Genomic DNA, 19,639 nt, shown 5'->3' with positions numbered 1-19,639 from the left:
CGATAACTGGGATAATCTCTTTTTGTTTTATTGTAAGTGGCTCCCGGAGGTCTGTGTAATGTTTCAACTCAAAGCCTTGTTCAAGCAGAGGCTTTAGTACAGGTTTCTCTTCGGCAAGGAACTTCTCCTTACGCGAGTAATCCTTCTGCTGTTGACGTGTCTGGTTATGTTTGAGAATTTTCTTGGCTATGGCTTTCAGTTCTTCTCTAAGAACTTTCGCTTTGCCTTTGCGTCTATTATGCTTCCGAAGGGTGGCATCACATTGTCAAGAGCATTGTTTTTCATCCGGTAGATAAACCAAATGCCTTTACTACTTTGCTTGGCAATCCACTTATGTTCAATCCTGCATCCCGGTACATACTTTACTTATGGGGTCGCAACGACTATAGGCACCGAAAAACATCGTCACAAACTGAGGTCACAGATATGAATCGCTTGTAATAACGATCCGATCCATGCTTATGCACCAAGGAATCAAATTTATTTTTAGGCAGTAAAACTCTCGTTTGTTTGGAAATCGGCTAACCGACTAATTTTTTACTGTCTTTACACATATCGTTTATTTTTTTTGGTACAACAATTCTACGACATTAGGAGCGAATCCGAAAGGAGGTAGCCCCTTTATTCAAAAGTTTAGCCGGTTAGTAGTGGGTGAAAATAATAATATATTAAACAACAATGACATACATGGAATATTTATGGTTTCGTCTATTTCGGATTGTCAAAATTCAAAAGTCTCATTAATTTTTTATAACTTTGCGCGTAAAGCAAAAAAAAGTGTTCATGTATAGCAAATCGAATAAACCGTTTGAAAGTTGTTCTTGCTGAAAAAGGAAGTGGGTAAGTGGCTAGCTGAAGTGCTTGGAAAAGGCAATGTTTCCGTGTCAAAATAGTGTACTAACGGATGCAACCAGATGTTATACATTCCTTCATATAGCTAAACCTTGGGGTTGACATAGTTTAATGCGACTGAATTAGAATAATAAAAAAACAGCTTTAACAAATACGATGGAAATACCATTTAAAAGAGTCGTTTGGAATGAACATGAGGCTGCACTTCTTGTCGATACATTCGAAAAAGTGCGGAATGGTGTCGCCTCTCGCGACAAAGCTATTATTTATCTATCTAAGAGGTTGCGTAACAGGATGGTATTAGATGGTATTGCTATAAATGAGAAATATCGTAATGTTGCAGGAATGGACTTGCAGCTATTGACGCTTGAAAGAAGTGTTGACAGCAATGGTGACTTAGTAGAGGACAACAAGTTGTCTCAGACTTTCCGTATAATCTATTTACTTAGCAAGAACTCAAGAGATGTTTATAACGCAATCTTATCTGAAGCTAATTTGCTGTATCCAAATGTCTGTAGTGAGAGTGAAAGCACGAATGCTGAGCATCCTTATGAATGGCTTGCGGCAGAGCTAACAGGTTCTTTTGTAAGTGAAGCAAAGGATGCAAAGTACAAAGCACACTCATCGTTCGACTGGAACAAGTGCGAAGCTGCTTTGCTTGTAGATGGTTACTATCAAATATCGAAACGAATTATTGTGCGTGAAGATGTCGTTTCTATGTTTATTGAACGATGCAGCAACTGTTCACCAGTTGCCAATCGATGCGTTTTACCCTCAATAGAGGATGTTACTAACGCGTATTGTGATATAGAACTTCTGACAGAAAGAAAACGGAGTGTGATTAATGATGAATTGCAAAAAGCTTTCAATGTGTATCACAATGACAACGCTAGATTCAACGAAGTCCTAAATAAAGCAAAGCAGCTTTATCCGCTAGAAAGAAGTTCCTGTTTTAGGACAAGTGCTGTATCAGCCACATCATCGGAGCAGACCAATTTTGTTCCCAAGCGATATGACGAACAAACAATAAAAGAAATCGAAAAAGGATTCGTAGGGAAATCGGCTATTGCAGAAACGGTAACAGAAAATTCACTATCGAAGTTCACTCCAGACACTCTTTCAAAAAACAGCAGTAACTATGTGTTAGTGCAACAACCAACTATTGAGAAAGAGCCTCTGATACCAACTACCGCTGTTTGTAAAACCACGTGCAAGAATATAGATGAGGAATTGTTGGAAATACTCGCTAAGAATTTCTCTAAAGGATATAGGCTTAACTCTTCAATTGCACGCAAACGTTTTGCCAAAGATTATGCAAAAGAGTATGGCAAGGACATAGAGATATCTGACGAGCAGATGGACTTGAAAATATCCGGATTTGGCATTGTGTATAATGGTATGGTGTATGTACCTAGTAGTATGATAGATGAAGCCACCAAACAATCTCTGTTTAATTATATTGAAAATCAGTTTGCTAATGGTATTGCATGTATTTATTACAATGTGCTTTTCGAGCATTTTAGACAGCAGTTTTTAGAGCAGACAATGATTGATGGTGAGATGCTGCGCTACTATCTTGAATACTATAATGTTGAAAACACGTATCACTTTAACGAACCGTATTTCTCAAAAGAAACATCTGCAAATATTGACATCAATGAGGAGGTAGTAGATTTTGTGAAGGAACAGGGGGGCTGTGTGACTGAAGAAGAGATAGCTGTAGCATTTGCACATTTACCAAGAGAAAAAGTAATTGAGGCATTTTCTGGCAATTATAAGACACTTGTGCGGTCAAGTCTGAGAACCCGATTCCACATTGATAACTTCCAGCTTGAAGATATCGACAAAATAGCAATTGTTGACTTTCTCTCGAAAGAGATTGCCTCCATGCAGTATGTTGCATTCTCTGAACTCTTTGACAAGATGAGAATAGTTGCCCCACGCATAATAGAGAACAATATACAATTTACACAGACAGGTATTCGTACTGCCCTCTCTAGTCTATTGGCAGATAAATTCCACTTCATTGGTGGGTTTATCAGTAATCATGATAATCCTGTTAGTGCTCAGGATGTTTTCATCAGTATGGGCAGAGGGCGAGAGTCGTTTAATATAGAGGATGTGGAAGTGATGGCAAACGATTTCAATGTGCCTATTAACTTCGAAGCTTTGGCTGAAAATAATGTCCGCATATCAGAGACGATATTTGTTAGCAAAGACCACATTGCCTTCGATACCGAATTGGTTGATACGGCTATAGCTACATTTTGCATAGATGAGTTTGTTGGTATCACGGAAGTAAATACTTTCGCTGCATTTCCAGAATGTGGTTATCGTTGGACGCCCTATCTATTGGAAAGTTATATATATTCCTATAGTAGAATGTTCACCCTGAAACACAAGGCTTTCAATAAAACCTCCGTTACAGGTGCCATTGTTCGCAATACATCACATTTCAAAGATTATTTAGATATAATGGCAGCGGCATTAGCCAATGCAGGTATCACGCTCAATAAGCAATCATCATTGGAGTTCCTTGCTCAAAATGGATACATTGAGAGAAGAAGATTGAACACAATTGATGATGTAATTAGAAGAGCAGAAACGTTGAAAAATAATTAATATGTACTCATATACTTATGATAAAGAAACTGGTGGTATCTTGCTGAACAGCTTTCCACAAGCATTCAGCAAGGAGCCACGTCCTGTGTACTCAAAAGAGTTGGACATATATGGCTTTGACTCTTACTGGAATTATGAACAAAATGATGATAAGCCTTATATGTGGGCTGAAGCAAATAATTTCTATTATCGTGGTAAACTTGTAGCACAAGTTAAAGGTGGAACCTTTTTTACTAAGCCAGAGATTATCATCATTGATGAACCAGAGGCAAACAGTCTACCTCTCAAGGCTGTTGATTTAGACTTAATGGTACTAAAGAACAAAGCTTTGATGGAAAGCCTTACGGCAACAACCATTAAAGATGTATTCAACACCTTTTCTAAATATGAAAATAAAGTAGACATTTTCCATGTGTCTTTTAGCGGAGGTAAAGACAGTGTGGTAACTCTTGATATCGTACAAAGAGCTCTGCCGCACAATAAATTTGTTGTTATTTTTGGAGACACTGGTATGGAGCTTCCTGAAACTCATCAAATTGTCGAATATACAATGGATTACTGCAAAAAGAATGGTATAGAGTTCTATGTCGCAAAATCACACTTAACACCGTCGGAATCTTGGCGTATGTTCGGACCACCTACATCCACTGTTCGATGGTGCTGTAGTGTTCATAAAACAACGCCTCAGTTACTGTTACTGAAAGACATCTTGGACAAAGATAATTTTACAGAAATGGCATTTGTCGGTGTAAGAGCTGATGAAAGTGTTAGGCGTCGCAGTTATGACTATATCTCTTACGGAACAAAACATTGTGGCCAATTTAGCTGTAATCCAATTCTATATTGGAACTCTGCCGAAGTTTACTTATATATATATGCAAACAAAGATAGGTTACGTCTAAACGAAGTGTACAAAAGAGGCAACACAAGAGCAGGATGCTTGGTTTGTCCTATGTCGACAAATAGAAATGACTATCTTAATTACAGATGTAATCCTAACCAAACAAAGATATTGACAGACATGATTTTTGATTTAAACTGCAGCGAAAAAGACAACACTCCTGAAAAAATCAGTTATGTCGAAAATAATGGTTGGAAGGCAAGAAAAAATGGACGCGACCTTAAAATCGCTTTGAAGGATTATGATGAGTCTGTTATAGGTAAAGAACTATCTATAACTTTCAAGAATCACGACAACTCTTGGAGGCAGTGGCTTAAAACACTAGGACAAGTTCTGCCAACGGATAATCAGAACGAGGTGCGAATCATGATTAAAGACGAAGTGAAGGGCCTGAAAATTATTGAATTAGAAAATCAATATATAACAATAATAGCCTCAAATGACCCAACTACAATAAATGTACTGTTCTTGAAGAATCTTAGAAAAATTTTAAGAAAAAGTCATTACTGTGTAGCATGTAAAGTGTGTCAGGCAAACTGTAAATTCGGTAATTTATCATTTGATGATAATGGAAAAATAGCAATTTCTGACAACTGTATTAAATGTGGTCAGTGCTTAGATATTAATACAGGTTGTTTGGTGTATAAGTCATTATGGCTATCTAAAGGACTAGGTAATATGGATAAGAAAAGAACATTGGACTGCTATGCTGCGCATGGTCCCAAAATTGAGTGGTTCCAGGAATTTGTAAAGTTGGGAGACGATTTTAGTAAGAACAATAGCTTGGGTAGTGCCCAAAAGCCAATGTTTAATCGTTTCTTGAAAGATGCTGGCATCATAGATGAGAAATGTAACAGAACAAATCTTGGTGAAAAACTAGTTAATAGCGAACTGCAAGATTTGTCTATTTGGGCATTAATGCTTGTCAATTTGAGCTATACCCCTCAGGTCGGATGGTTTGTAAAATCGTTTAATTTTGACTCTTTGATTTCTAGAAATGAGATAGTTGCGTTGTTGTCCAACATGCCAGAAATTAAAGATAGTGCCCTAAAAGCTATTCCACCGACATTAAAGAGAATATCTTCATTACCATTGGGTAAGTTGGGATTTGGTACAAATGATAAAGCAACTAAAGAACTTGGAGGCTTGTCGTTTTATCGTACTGCATGGCAAGATGTTGATGCAAAAGTAATCTTATATTCTTTGTATAAGTTTGCGGAAGCATGTGGTGACTACTATCAGTTCACACTCACACGTTTAATGGACACCACAGTAGAGAGCGATGGGGTGAGCCCCGTACAGATATTTGGCTTAGACAAGGATGTTATGACTGGTATATTGAAAGGGCTTGCAACTAATTATCCCGATTATATCTCTGTATCCTTTACTCTTGACCTTGATAATATAAATTTGCGACAAGAAAAGACTTCGGCAGACGTACTTGATTTGTTCTAACATAACAACACCATGGATACTAAGTATAAAGACTATTTTGACATCGATCCGGATTATTTTCCCGCGGTCAACCCGGATGTGATAAAAAGCAATCCCGAACTTTGGAAGAAGTTTTATCCTCATGAGACCTTTATCAAACTAATAAATGATATCGTTAGTGTGCTCAATTGTCAACAAAAACAGAATATTTGGGTTGAGGGTGCATATGGTACGGGTAAATCACATGCTGTGCTCACACTGAAACGTCTCCTTGACTCTACAGAACAAGAAACAAAAGAATATTTTGAAACCTTTAAACTTGACCAGGATTTAATGAAAAAATTCCTGTATGTGAAGCGTGAAGGTAAAATTCTTACTATCCACCGCTATGCATCGTCTAGCATTAAGGGAGACAACGACCTTTTTATTGCAATTCAAGAGAGCATTGAACAGGCTCTTTACGATGCAGGTATAGACAATGCCGCACATGGCGCAATGAAGGATGCTGTTGTCAAATATCTAAGCGATGATATCAATAAGCAGTATTTCAATGAACTTATAAAAGGCCCCTATAGCAGTCTGTTTGGAGGCAATGATGCGGACAAAATAGTAAAAGACATTCAGGTATTTACAGAGGATGCCCTCCGCGAACTCATGCGCAAAATTTTTAAAGTTGCCAATGAACGACAGATAAAAGCTTTTACATTGGATGACAGTGGGTTATGTGAATGGATTCGTGAGGTCATTGAGCAGAACAATCTTAACGCAATCGTATTCATCTGGGACGAATTTACAGAATACTTCCAGAACAACATGACTTCGCTTACTGGTTTCCAGACAATATTGGAACTGAGTGCGACTGCGCGTTTTTACTTTATACCTGTGACCCATAAGAGTGAGGCTCTCTTCAACGCTGCAGACAGGATGAAAAACAAAATTCTTGATCGTTTTGTGCGTCCTCGCTGTGTCATAGAGCTCCCTGAAAATATGGCTTTTCAGTTGATGGGAGCCGCAATGCAAAAGAGTCCAGACCCTGTGGTTAATAAAGAATGGACAGAAGAAATTCTGCCCGACCTTTGTAATCGCACGGTAAGCTCTCGTAAGATTGTTGGTGAACAAACAAAGCTCAATGATGAGCAGATGAAGGGGATTTTGCCAATTCACCCTTATGCCGCAAGCCTTCTAAAGCATATATCAACTTCTTTTGACTCCAATCAGCGTTCAATGTTCGACTTTATCAAGAACGATCGCGGAGATAATACAAAAGCTTTTCAGTGGTTTATCAAGAATTGCAGCCCTCTTGATGATAATCCGTTATTGACCATTGATATGCTTTGGAATTTCTTCTATGATATGGGTAAAGAGTCATTAGCACTTAGCATACGCCAAATTCTCGACAACTACCCACGCCTTAGTCGTGCCAAATTGCTTGAAGATGAAAAACGAATCTTAAAGGCAGTGCTCTTGTTTCAAGCCATCTCTTTTGAGGTTCGTGACAGCGTGGATTTATTCCTCGCTAATGAGAAAAACCTAAATAGTGCCTTTGAGGGCTCTGATCTTGAAGCTAAAGCATCTCATATTGCTGAAAAATTGGTTGAGGATAGAATTCTCTTTAAAAAGATTATTGGCAAAAGCGAAGTGTACTCTGTGCTTGTCGGGGAAGTAGCTGATGGGCAAATAGATAAATACAAAAAGAAATATGAGACTAAAACAACAACATCGCTTATTACGGAAGGATGTTTGGATGAGGCAATAGAATTGCCTGCAGCTTTAAGACTGCGTTATAAATTGACATACGCGAGTTTAACAGACTTTGAACAAAGTGCGAAGAGATGGATCAATGAAGCACAAAAGGATCAAAAACATCTATATGCAGTCGTGACTTTTGCAAAAGATGCTTCAGAACGTATGATACTGTCTCAAAAGATCAAAACAAAGCTGGCTGAGAATCCAGATACGTCAGTAGTGTTTATTGATTGTAGTAAAACTGTACTTGGCGAAGAAAAGTTTGACGAATGGGTAGAGTATAAAGCTAAAGCCGATTTTCATTCAGGTAAGGATAAAGACCAATCCACTCAGAACACCAATTATGCTAACGATGTGCTTAAGACATGGCGTAATAACATAAAAGGTGGAGAGTTTGTTTATTATTCAAAAGAACGACTTAATGGGGAAACTTTGGCAACAGAGGAAGCCTTAATGGACGAGTTACGCGCTTACAATAGGAAAGTTTTCAGCAACGCTCTTGAGTGTTATAATGTTATTGCAAACATGTGGACACTTAATGCGGCTCGGCAGGGAGCAGAATGTGGATTGAAAGAAGAAATTGTCGGTACCTTTCGTTCAGCTAACCAGAATACCAAGTTAGAGGTCGCTCTTGCCGGAGCCTGGGGCATAAGCGATTACTGGATTTCCAGCCCCTCACTCAATATCTCTATCATAAAAGCCAAGCTAGAGGATTTGATGAAGACCGAGTTGCAGAAAGACGGAAGAGTCTCTATAAAGACTATCTTCGATACGCTTTCTATAGCTCCTTATGGATTCATGCCTTGTAATCTATCAGCCTTTATCCTTGGATTTCTATTGAAAGAATACTGTGGCGGTAAGTATACGTGGAGTGATGGAACTACAAGTGATGAACTCACGTTGGATAAAATGAAGGAGATGATCCATGAGATACTCCAGCAAGAAAAGACCCCGAACCCACGCTATCGTGACAAGTACATTGTTACCATGCCACAAGAAGTGAAGGCGTTTATCGATGCTACATCAAAAGCTTTTGGTATATCCAAATCACAATGCACCTCTGTAGAAGCAGCGAGAGAACGAGTTCGTGCAAAGATGCGTGATCTCTCTTTTCCAATATGGTTACTCAACTATATTATTGAGGGAGAATCTCTATATACCGACACCGAAGTGGTTAAACGTCTTATAGAGCTCTATGGTTTCCTAGCCAACAATGTTAAGGATGAAACAGGCATGTCGGAGAATGATATAGCTATAGAAATCGGTAAAATTTGCATGAAGCATGAGACTGCTATTGCTGACCTTGAAAAACTATTTACATCCGATAAGTGTCTGGAGGGTGTAAAGGCTTTTCTTGATGTTTATGCAAATGGTGAGTTAATCAGATTGGCACAGTCTGTCAATGATGGCAATCAGTATGTAAATGTGCTTAGAAGCAAGTTCTCTGTTGATGCTGCAAATTGGGTATGGCGTAAAGAAACAGCTCAAGATGTGATAGATAGTGTTATTCTTGAGTATCGTATAATTGAAGAGAGCAATAGGTGGGTTGACACAAGCAAATCTTACAAGGAAGCACTTCGCGGATGGAGTAGCAAAGCTAACAATATGCGCTTAGCCTACAGTGCTATCAAAAACGATATTGACGACCTTGATGTGTTCTTAGACAATATAAATGAGATTTGCGAGACTGGCCAACTTCAGGAGCAGCATAAGGAAGCGTTCTTGAAGAACATGAGTGACTATGGAGAAAAATTCGTTGATTTTTACAATAATCGTCAAAAAGAAGTCTTCAAGAAAGTCTGCGACTTTGAGTTGACAGGTCTTAGCGATGCTGATAAAGATAAAGTTTTTGGCGCTATGCCTATGGGCTGTTTTACCAAGGATAAAGTCGGTTATATCTCAATGGTGACAAAGATGGTAGAGGAGCAAAAGAAGGGGCTGAGTTCTATGAAACTCAAGAACCTTTGGTTGGAAAAGACCAATACATCTAATCCTTACCAATGGTCTGAACAATACAACATGCCTATCCTTGCAATGTTAAATGAGGACGAATATAGCATATGTCGTAAAGTGTTCTATACCATTAATTCCAAGAATGCTGATGCAAAGGATATATCTGATGCTATTACATATCTTGAGAATGCAAAATTCTTTGATTCATTGAATAATTCAGAACAACGCGACAAAATGTTTGTTAAAAATATCATTCAAGATAATGCAGTTATGTTGGCAGACATTAATGAAGTAAAGAACTATTTGCGTAGTCATGTGACCGACTCACCATATGAATGGCTCAGCTCACCTGCTGTAAAATCAACATTGAACAAAATGGCAGAGGCGAAGTATTGCAAAGAAGGATATGTAATAGCTTTCCGAAAGATTGACCAGATGAGTGCAGAAGACGTGAAACAATATCTTAAAGACCTCATTAAAAACAACAAAAACGTGGGTGTAGAAATCATCAAAAACAATTAAGTCCTATGACACTAGATGAAGTATACGCTAGAATAGACAAGTATTTGAGTAATGCCAGTCACCTGCCAATTTTGGTTGATGTGACAGACAGTCCTCAGCTTTCTAAATTGATAATGCACTATAATGTAGGGAATACCTTTCTGCAAGCAAATAAATTTGCCATACTTGATGGATTCCCTTTGATGGAGCAACTGAAAAATAGAATTCAGAACGAGCAAGGAGTTGTTTTTTTGACAGAAATATCAACCTACCTAAAACTTCAGGGAGAAGATGAACTCAAATCTCAGTTGAAAGCACTTTTAGACATTCAACTTAAAGGAAAATTGGTAATCGTCACAAACGCATGTCAAAAATATCTGATGAGATTTGACCGCAGACTGTTTGATTCTAACAGAATTATCTTTGTAGGAGACTCTGACGATGCAGTACCCGTAAAGGTTTTCTTTATATCTAAACGTATCCCACTCAATTACGATCAGATAGAGATTCCTTGTGTTCAGTCGTTAGAACAACTACCAATTATGTTGGAAAGACATCAAAATGAAGATGTGTTCGTTTTTACAGAGTTAACAAAGAAGGATATACCAAATACCTTGTTAGATATTCGTGTAGTAACTTCATCACATGATGCACTAGTCAATTTCTATCCAGAAATTAAGAGTTTGAACAAGACATACGGAACGGAAGTACAATGGACAGAACTTTTGCGTATTCTCCAAAACGGAGAATATCAATGGACAGATATTGTGAATGCTCCACATATCTTAGATTCCATTATTTCAAATGAGACATTGAATAATGTTGCAACCAATAATTTCAAAAGATGGATTGATTTTCTCATTAAGAAATTATACGGAGCGAAAGAGAATGCATATCTCTCAGCTGTTATTGCAAAGGCAGAGAATTTGGACGATTTTAAGAATTTGATATATGATTTCTTATTAGAGATTGACATAAATGACACGCTGTTTAGAACTTACTATAGAGAACGAAAGGCTTTACTGAGTCACTATGAAGAGGACGCTAATGCTTTGATCTCCTATTGCAAGAAGGTGACACTCAAAGGAACTATGGCCATATACTACTTGACCGACAACTCTAAATTAGAAAAAGAAACAATTATAAAGTGTATCGAAAGTTTTGCGAAAGAGCATAGTCGAGAAGAGTTAAATGCTGCACTGCGTCAAATCTATCCGGCTCTTTACGAATATCTCTCACATTATAATTATGGTCAATTTAGTGAATATTTTGATTTATACAAATATTCGAAAGTGGCGAATATGCTGTGCGACCGTTTCGTCGAACTTGCAGAAAAAGAAGTTGAGGAACGACGTTTCTTAGATATGCCTCATAGAGCTAAATTGATTGATAAGATGGATAAGAAGAACTCTCATTTGTATTTTGTGGATGCAATGGGAGTGGAATTTCTTGCTTACATTCAGGAGCAATGCTATAGACATAACTTGGATTTTTCAGCAAAGATAGGCTATTGCAATCTGCCATCCATCACTTCGCAAAACAAGGAGTTTGTGGCCGACTTCAAAACTTATACAAGTATTAAGAGTCTTGATGAATTAAAACATGATGGTCAATTTGACTACAACTACGAAAAGGTAAAACAACCAATTCACTTGGCAGAAGAACTTGCCATCATCGACCAAATAATTGCTAGAGTTGATAGTGATTTACAACAGGGAGACCTTGAGAAAGCAGTATTAATTGCAGATCATGGCGCTAGTCGTATGGCTGTGATAGCCGAATCCGAGAATCAATGGGAAATGTCTGAGAAGGGACAACATTCAGGACGTTGTTGTCCTACTTCCGATATTGACATAAAACCAGATTGTGCAACAGAAGAAAACGGGTTCTATTGTCTTCTTAACTATGATAGGTTCAAAGGTAGTCGTAAAGCTAATGTTGAAGTTCATGGTGGAGCTTCATTAGAAGAAGTACTTGTGCCAATTATAGAAATAACGAAGAGAACACAAAAAATAGAATGCAATCTAGACAACAGCTCAAAGGTTGTAACGTCTAGTTTTAAAAAGATAGCTAAAATCAGAATCTACATAAGTAAGACACTATCTGATGTCTCGATATTGGTAGATGATAAATACTATTATGCCGCACAATTAGTCAATGGACAGCAGTATCTTTATGAGGTAGAGCTACCTGATGTAAAGAAAGCTGGTATTCATACTTTTGACGTCCTTATAGGTGATTCTATAATAGCTAAAGAATTGTCTTTTGAGATGAAAAAAGAAGGTGCTAACGAACGAAAGTTTTTTTAATGAAATCAAATTATGCAAGATAAATTAAGAGAATACTTTGAAGACATGGTTGTATATAAGGATTTGAAAGAAAGTAATTTCTTTAAATCCTTAAGTCTTCCTGCTTTTCTTCGCGATTGGCTTCTCAAAATGTTTGAAGATGAAGATGGACATTTTGATGTGACGGAAATGACTGACTTTATTCATCAGTATATTCCCAATAGAGCACAATGGACTGGAATCAAGAATCGAATTGTAAAGGAGGATGAGACAGTAAAGCTTCTTACTCGTATATCAATAGATATTGACATCAAAACACAGATCGTTACATTCTCTCTACCCGACTTTGGTCTGACCAATAAAGAAACTCTTATTGAAGATAGAGTGTGGGATGATTGTAAGGACGAATTGATAAAAGCCAAAGAAAATTGGGGAATTATTGAGTTGGGTTATCGTTATCCGGAAGGCAAAACTCCTGGTAAAATAAAGCTGGTATCTTTCGCCAATTTCTGTCCATATGAAATAGATCTTGATTTCTACAAAGATGTCCGCAAGAATTTTTCTGTACAAGAGTGGATTGATGTTATTCTTGGTGCAATTGATTATAATGCTGCTGGGTATGAGACCGAGACTCAAAAAAATGCTATGCTAACAAGATTGTTGCCATTCGTTGAAAAACGAGTAAACCTTATCGAACTTGCACCAAAAGGAACAGGAAAGTCCTATGTCTTTGGTGGCATAAGTCGTTACGGATATCTATGTGGTGGAAAGATGACTCGTGCAAAATTATTCTATGATTTAGCACGCAGAGAAGATGGCTTGGTATTTTACCACGACTACGTCGCTTTTGATGAAATTTCTAAAGTGGAATTTGATAACCCAAATGAAATGGTACAAACTCTTCTTGGATATATGGAACAGGGTACAGTGAAAATTGGAGACAAAAATGATGTGGCAGAAGCTGGAGTTGTAATGTTAGGTAACATTGACCAGGAAGATATGGATGAATGGAAGAACATGTTTGCTGGACTTCCATCATTTCTGAAAAATAACAGTGCTCTTATTGACCGTATTCATGGTTTTGTTAAAGGATGGGACATTCCCCGAATGAATGAGGGATTAAAGATATGTGGTTGGGCATTAAATAGTGAATATTTTACTTCTATTATGCATATGCTTCGTGATGATGTTTCTTATCGTGCAATTGTTGACCGTTTGATAGACTATCCTGCGGATTCTGATACGAGAAATACAGAGGCTGTAAAGCGAATAGCTACAGCATACTTAAAACTATTGTTCCCTCATGTCAGAAACATTGAAGATGTAAAACCGCGTGAATTTAATCAATACTGTTTGCGTCCTGCTGTCAGAATGCGTGAGATTGTTTTAAGACAAATGGGTATGCTTGATATTGAATATAAAGGAAAAGAAATGCCCAAATTTTCCATAAATCCGATTGGAAATGAGAGCTAAGGGATGTATAGCATGCGGTGTAAAACCGTTAGATAAAGACGCCATTGCTATTAATAAAAAACTACTTGGTGAAGATGTTGAAAATTATTATTGTATGGACTGTTTAGCAGATTACTTAGCTTGCACTGTACAAGATATTCTCGACAAAATAGAAGAGTTTAAAGAAGAAGGTTGTAAATTTTTTAGTTGAAAATAATGAAGAGACTCATTTATGCAGATAATGCGGCTACGACCAAGATGAGTCAAGCGGCGTGTGAGGCAATGATGCGATTTCAATTGACTGATTTTGCCAATGCATCACAGCCTTATTCTTTTGCTCGTAGTGCCAAGAAGGCATTAAAAGAGGCGCGAGAAACTATCGCAAGATGTATCAGTGCTTCTCCAGATGAAATTTTTTTTACCTCATGCGGAACAGAGAGTAATAATTGGATTATTAAAGGATGTAAGTGTAACAAAATATATACGTCATTAATAGAGCATCATGCTATATTAAACACTTGTGTGGAAGTTGCATCGGCAGGGAAAGAGGTAATCTATCTACCTGTCAATAATACAGGTATGGTTGAACTTCAAACTCTAGATAGTGTACTTGTCGAAAATTCATTGGTTTCTATCATGATGGCAAATAACGAGATTGGAACAATACAGCCAATAAAGCAGCTTGCACGAATTGCACACAATCATCATTCCTTATTCCACACAGATGCCGTTCAAGCTGTCGGACATGTTCCTGTTAATGTACGAGATTTAGATGTGGACTTTCTGTCAGCTTCTGCTCACAAATTTAATGGTCCAAAGGGTATTGGCTTCTTGTATATAAGAGATGGAATAAAAATAGATCCTCTAATATCTGGAGGTACACAAGAAAATTCTTTACGAGCAGGTACAGAAAACATTGCATCAATAGTGGCGATGGCAATAGCGTTAGAAGAGAATACTTCTCAGTTGGAAGAAAATATGAAATATGTTCAAGGATTAGAAGATGCTCTAATGCATCAATTATTATCATTGAACATTAAGTTTCATAAGAATGGTGCTGAGGTAAAAGCTCCAGGAAATATAAGTTTATCGTTTAATGGATATAGTGGAGAATCTTTGTTACATCGTTTAGACTTACTTGGTATATGTGTATCAACAGGTTCTGCATGTGATAGTAAGCACACTCATATTTCTCACGTGCTAAAAGCTATAGGTTTGGATGAGTCTTTGGCAAAAGGTACTATACGCATATCCTTAGGTAAGGGCAATACCCAGGAAGATGTAAATAGAATTGCAGAAGTACTAGCTCGCATTGTCAAATAGGAAAATTCTGTATTTGGTAGAAATTTTTGTAAAATAGAAATGAGAATGCAGGTGTGATTAACGATAAATCACCAAAGAGATTCTATCTCATATAGATGCTTTGAAATTTATTTTGTCAATGAAGCTTTTGGGCTGCGTAAATTCTAACGATATTGATAGGTGGGACAGTCGTGATCAAAGATGTAATAAGAGCCAGGTTAGTAAGGAATTTTATCAAAAACGAGAGCTCGTATTCTTAACTAACGCCAACATGCTTTGAAAACAAATTAAATCGCCGTATCTCGAATGGAACGTACGGTGGAGTAAGAGGTAGAAAATGAAAGTCGGAAGAAAACTACTTCATTTTCTTCCGACTTTTTATTTTATTATAAGTGGTTTTGATAGCGTTTCCCCCTCTATTGTGCCGATCCTTCTCCCGATCCGCCGGCACTTCCGCCACCTTTTTGGTCGTCGTTGCTGATACCGCGGCGTACCTTCTTGATCTGTTCCTTCAAAGATCCAAAACGGTAAGAGGCACTGATGCTGAATGAACGGGCAATCCGGTAGTTGGTATTGCGGGATTCAAAGGTGCTGTCGATCGATGTGTTTTTCATATCAATGGTTTTCCAGAAGGGATTCTGCGCGCTAACCGACACCGTCAACTTCTTTTTCAGGAAGTCTTTGCTGGCGCTGAAAGCAACATAATAATAACCGCTTCCTTCACCTTGCAAGCTTACCCAGGGTGAGCTGTAGTATCCGTTTACATTGATCCGGAAATCCTTGGGCAGTGTAACCTGTCCGCCTCCTGATACATTGCCTGAAAAGCCGTTATTGCTTAGTCGCTTATTCTGGTCATTACCGATTCCTACACTTTCCATATCGACATAATTAAGCCCGGCATTTACATAAATGCGTAACAGAGCGATCGGATTCCAACTGGCATAGACATATCCTCCGGTGCGACTCTGGTGGCCGATATTGTCGTAGGTCGTAATCAATCGTTTGCTGTTTTCCGGATCTACGATGGTATAGCTCTCGATCGAATTGTTGACAAAGGAGTGACTAAAGCTGGCATTCATATTAAATTTTTGCGCAAAATAGCTGTAGTTCAGGTTGATACTATGACTTTTTTCTGAATCCAGGTTGGGATTACCATAGCTGATATGTTCCGGGTTACTATCGTTGACATAGGGGTTGAGATACCAGATGCCCGGGCGGTAGATGCGCATATTGTATCCCAGGCGCAACTGTTGTGTCATACCCAGTTGATAGGACAGGGTCGCATTAGGCACGATATCGAAGTAATGGGTGTCGAAATTCCTTGTCGGATCCTTCTTATATGCGACATCTAACGCCGTACCTTCGGCACGTATTCCCGCCTTGATACCCACCTTTTTGATGCGCATGGTGTATCCCAGGTATCCCGAATAGATATGTTGTGTATGGCGGAAGTCACTATTGGCAGCTTCGGTAGAGACTTTATTGATAATGCGATCTGTCTCACTACGGCTCTGGCGGTTGATGTATTTAACGCCCCCTTCGAAGGTATGTCCCTTAAATAATGGGGTGGTATAATCGATCTGTCCGGTATGCTCCGTGGTGGAGGCATCGTTCAGGATAGACATGGGATACATATTGGTCATATCGTAATTGTTTACGTTGCGCAATTCCGTATAGCTTTCGCTGTCGTAAGGCGAATCGCTGAATCGGTAAGAGAGGGTAAACAGTTCGTCCTTCTTGCGGGTAGAACGCTGATAGTCGACACTGAGGTCTGTCGATCCTTGTTTGAATCGTGTTTCGGAATAGCGTTCGTAGTCGTATACGGGATTGCCTGATTTATTGAACAGGTTATATTGCGATTCCGAAATATTCTTCATATTGACATCGAAGATATTCGCGCTTACACTGACCAGGTTCAGGGAGTCGATCTCATAGCTGGCCTCCAGATAACCATACATAAAAGGGCCTTTGTTTTTATTCCGTCCTTTTCCCAATAGTTGGTATTTGTCATCATTCACCAGGTTGAGCTGTTCCGATTCGTTTTCGCTCCAAGGTGAGTTTTGTTGTGAATAATTGAAGTTCGCCGTGATCCCCAGGTTGCCTACTTTGGCCGATGCATAGCCACCGCCCCCAAAGCTGCCCTGGTCGCTTGCGTTGACACGTACCGTTCCGGTGATACCTTGCAAGCGGCTGTTCTTATAGGTGATGATATTGATAATCCCACCAACCCCTTCCGCGTCGTATTTCGCTCCCGGATCGGTAATCACCTCAATATCTTTCACCGAACTTGCTGGTATGCTTTTCAGTACCTCTGAAGGATTATTGCTAAGCAGGTTAGAAGGCTTTCCATCCATATAGATCTTGAAGTTACTACTTCCTTTCAACTGAATCTTATCGTCTCCGTCAATGGTGATCATGGGTACCTTGCGTAACATATCCAATGTATTATTTACCTTCGACTCCGGGTCCTCCTCCATACTGTAGGTGATCTTGTCGATGTCGACCTTCACCAGCGGCTTTTGGGCCGTTACGGTTACCTGCTCCAATTGCTGGGTATTTTCCGTCATGTAGACGATGCCCAGGTTTTTTGTCTTGTCGGTGGGCATGAGCGTAAATTTTTTCTCTGCCGGTAGTTTTCCAACAAATTGAATAGTTACCACATAATCGCCCGGCGCATTCAGGATCGCTTCGAACTTCCCGTCATCATCGGTTGCCAACATTTTCACTGCTTGTTGAGGAGCAGCAGCAAGGGCAAATTTCATGGTCGCATAGGGTACACTTTCGTTGGAAAGCGAGTCCATCACCTGTCCTTTCACCGTAAAGGACGAAACACTTGCGGGCTGGGCTAACAAAGAGGTGGCGCAGCATAAGGCAAGTAACAAAGTCATCAATTTCTTTTTCATCTGAATAAATAGTGTGTCGTGTAACTTGTACGAAATAATCGTAGGCGCAAAAGTAGTTGAAAAACATAACCCCTACATATTTCGTATAATAAATAAGCCTAAAAAATGTTCCTATCTATTTTTATTAACAATAAAGAAAACGCCCATTAAAATCATAAACGAGGCATTATGAGGGAAACAGAAAAATACTACTTTTGCATTTCTGAATGAATGAGAAATAAAGGTCTGTTGAACGGTGGATTTGTGGGTGTGTGAATCCGGGCAACAGGAAGTGGAAGAATACGATACGAATTATGACAGAGACAAATAAGCAAACGAAGAAAAACAGAGGAAGCGATCGTCCGGGGGTGGGTTATAAGTCCTTTAAGGCCTATGTACGTTTTATTTTTTCGGGGTTGTACAACCGGAGAACCTATGTGGTCGACCGCGCGAATTTACCGGAGGAAGGGCCGCTGATGATTGTGTCAAACCATCAGAACAGCCTGAACGATGCCTTGGCATTGGTGATGGCTGTTGGTGAGAGAGGCGGCAAAAAGGTACGCGCCATTACCCGGGCCGATGCCTTCAAACCGCCGGTGGCGAAACTGTTTCGCTGGATCGGGTTGATGCCTGCCTTTCGTTTGCAATACGACGGTGCGGAGACGCTTTCCAACAATACCCATTCGTTTAGCGAGGCCTCCGAAGAGATCCTCAACGATGGCACGGTAATTATCTACCCCGAAGCCGGGCACCAGGATAAACATTGGCTGGGAACGTTCACCTACGGCTATTTGAAAATCCTTTTCGATGCTGCCGAAGCCAGTCATTTTGAGAAAGAGATCTATTTGTTGCCCTCCTGCAACCATTACGAAGATTACCTGGGCGTGCAGACCGATATGATGATCCGTTTTGGTAAACCGATTGCCTTATCTCCCTTTTATGAATTGTATCAGACAAAACCCCGCACGGCTCAACGGCAGATAAACGCCCTGGTGCGCGAGCAGATTTCCGATATGATGCTGGATATAACCGATCTGGGCAATTACGAGGCGATCGACTTTCTACGCAATACCTACGGCATAGATTATGCGCGTCGTAAAGGGTTGGATCCCGATAAATTGCCGGAGAAGCTTGCTGCCGATAAGTTGTTATTCAAAGAACTAAACGAGAAGAAAGCAGCGGGTGAGAAAGCGGTGGAGGATGTATATCGCGATGCCACTCGCCTGGATAAAGAGATACGCAGACTGAAGATTGCCGATTCGTTTTTCGACAACAAACCCATGCTTGGGAAAATCCTATTGAAGATTGTCCTGCTGGTGGCTTTGCTTCAACCATTTCTTTTGGCCGCAATGCTTAATTTGTTCGTCGTTTTTACACCGGAACTTATTAATAAAAAAATAAAAGATTTTATGTTTCACGGAACTATACGGGTGATATTTAATGTGTTAGTTGGGGTTCCGGTTACTTGTTTGGTGCTTTTGATCAGTGTCTGGACTATCTCCAGATCATTTTTACTGGCTTTGATATCTATTGCGATCTTACCGATTCTGTTTATCTTTGCCCACTATTATACGAAAGCATTAGTAAAGTGCATGAAAGAGATCCGATTCAGGATTCTGTCGGCAAAAGGGGAGTTGAGCGAACTCGTTACTGTCCGACAACGTATGTATGAAACAATTCACAAACTGTTGCAACAATAAAATAAG

Annotated in this window: 9 protein-coding genes; 8 read left to right on the top strand and 1 reads right to left on the bottom strand. The window is 39.2% G+C overall.

The features are described from left to right. Nucleotides 1–1,008: 1,008 nt before the first annotated feature. From M2134_RS14675 to M2134_RS14645, 7 genes are read left to right on the top strand one after another with little or no spacing between them, the layout of a single operon-like run. On the top strand, nt 1,009–3,474 hold the full coding sequence (locus M2134_RS14675) for a hypothetical protein (RefSeq protein WP_280751890.1): 2,466 nt from the start codon (nt 1,009–1,011) through the stop codon (nt 3,472–3,474). A gap of 1 nt (nt 3,475) precedes the next feature. Further along, on the top strand, nt 3,476–5,830 hold the full coding sequence (locus M2134_RS14670; protein ID WP_280751889.1) for a phosphoadenosine phosphosulfate reductase family protein: 2,355 nt from the start codon (nt 3,476–3,478) through the stop codon (nt 5,828–5,830). 12 nt (nt 5,831–5,842) lie between these two features. Then, the gene (locus M2134_RS14665) at nt 5,843–10,030 is read left to right on the top strand and encodes a hypothetical protein (RefSeq protein ID WP_280751888.1); all 4,188 of its coding nucleotides are present in this window, start codon (nt 5,843–5,845) and stop codon (nt 10,028–10,030) included. 5 nt (nt 10,031–10,035) lie between these two features. Next, nucleotides 10,036–12,318: a BREX-4 system phosphatase PglZ gene (gene pglZ / locus M2134_RS14660; protein ID WP_280751887.1), complete on the top strand. Its 2,283-nt coding sequence runs from the start codon at nt 10,036–10,038 to the stop codon at nt 12,316–12,318. A 12-nt stretch (nt 12,319–12,330) separates the two neighbouring features. After that, nucleotides 12,331–13,770 carry a BREX system Lon protease-like protein BrxL gene (gene brxL, locus M2134_RS14655; RefSeq protein ID WP_280751886.1) on the top strand — a complete coding sequence of 480 codons (1,440 nt, stop codon included), beginning with the start codon at nt 12,331–12,333 and terminating at the stop codon, nt 13,768–13,770. Then, nucleotides 13,760–13,960, top strand: a complete 201-nt coding sequence (locus M2134_RS14650; RefSeq protein WP_280751885.1) for a hypothetical protein — start codon at nt 13,760–13,762, stop codon at nt 13,958–13,960. The genes brxL and M2134_RS14650 overlap by 11 nt, the downstream gene beginning before the upstream one ends. Before the next feature lie 5 nt (nt 13,961–13,965). Then, nucleotides 13,966–15,072 (top strand): cysteine desulfurase family protein, encoded by a 1,107-nt coding sequence (locus tag M2134_RS14645; RefSeq protein ID WP_280751884.1) that lies wholly within the window; start codon nt 13,966–13,968, stop codon nt 15,070–15,072. A 395-nt stretch (nt 15,073–15,467) separates the two neighbouring features. Here M2134_RS14645 and M2134_RS14640 read toward each other — a convergent pair whose 3' ends face one another. Beyond that, complete coding sequence (locus M2134_RS14640; protein WP_280751883.1) at nt 15,468–17,954, bottom strand: TonB-dependent receptor; 2,487 nt, start codon at nt 17,952–17,954, stop codon at nt 15,468–15,470. A 293-nt stretch (nt 17,955–18,247) separates the two neighbouring features. On the opposite strand from M2134_RS14640, the gene M2134_RS14635 reads away from it, so the two are divergent. Continuing rightward, complete coding sequence (locus M2134_RS14635) at nt 18,248–19,633, top strand: 1-acyl-sn-glycerol-3-phosphate acyltransferase (protein WP_280751882.1); 1,386 nt, start codon at nt 18,248–18,250, stop codon at nt 19,631–19,633. Nucleotides 19,634–19,639: the final 6 nt, after the last annotated feature.

This window comes from Parabacteroides sp. PM6-13 (assembly GCF_029892605.1).
In the GTDB taxonomy this organism is placed as follows: domain Bacteria; phylum Bacteroidota; class Bacteroidia; order Bacteroidales; family Tannerellaceae; genus QVMG01.
The sequence above is the reverse complement of the archived record's forward strand: the minus strand, read 5'-3'. Positions and strand labels throughout refer to the sequence as shown.

Coding starts and splice junctions, on each gene's coding strand:
- M2134_RS14635 (WP_280751882.1), top strand. CDS start 18,248: ATGACAGAGACAAATAAGCAAACGAAGAAAAACAGAGGAAGCGATCGT.
- M2134_RS14640 (WP_280751883.1), bottom strand. CDS start 17,954: ATGAAAAAGAAATTGATGACTTTGTTACTTGCCTTATGCTGCGCCACC.
- M2134_RS14650 (WP_280751885.1), top strand. CDS start 13,760: ATGAGAGCTAAGGGATGTATAGCATGCGGTGTAAAACCGTTAGATAAA.
- pglZ (WP_280751887.1), top strand. CDS start 10,036: ATGACACTAGATGAAGTATACGCTAGAATAGACAAGTATTTGAGTAAT.
- M2134_RS14665 (WP_280751888.1), top strand. CDS start 5,843: ATGGATACTAAGTATAAAGACTATTTTGACATCGATCCGGATTATTTT.
- brxL (WP_280751886.1), top strand. CDS start 12,331: ATGCAAGATAAATTAAGAGAATACTTTGAAGACATGGTTGTATATAAG.
- M2134_RS14645 (WP_280751884.1), top strand. CDS start 13,966: ATGAAGAGACTCATTTATGCAGATAATGCGGCTACGACCAAGATGAGT.
- M2134_RS14670 (WP_280751889.1), top strand. CDS start 3,476: ATGTACTCATATACTTATGATAAAGAAACTGGTGGTATCTTGCTGAAC.
- M2134_RS14675 (WP_280751890.1), top strand. CDS start 1,009: ATGGAAATACCATTTAAAAGAGTCGTTTGGAATGAACATGAGGCTGCA.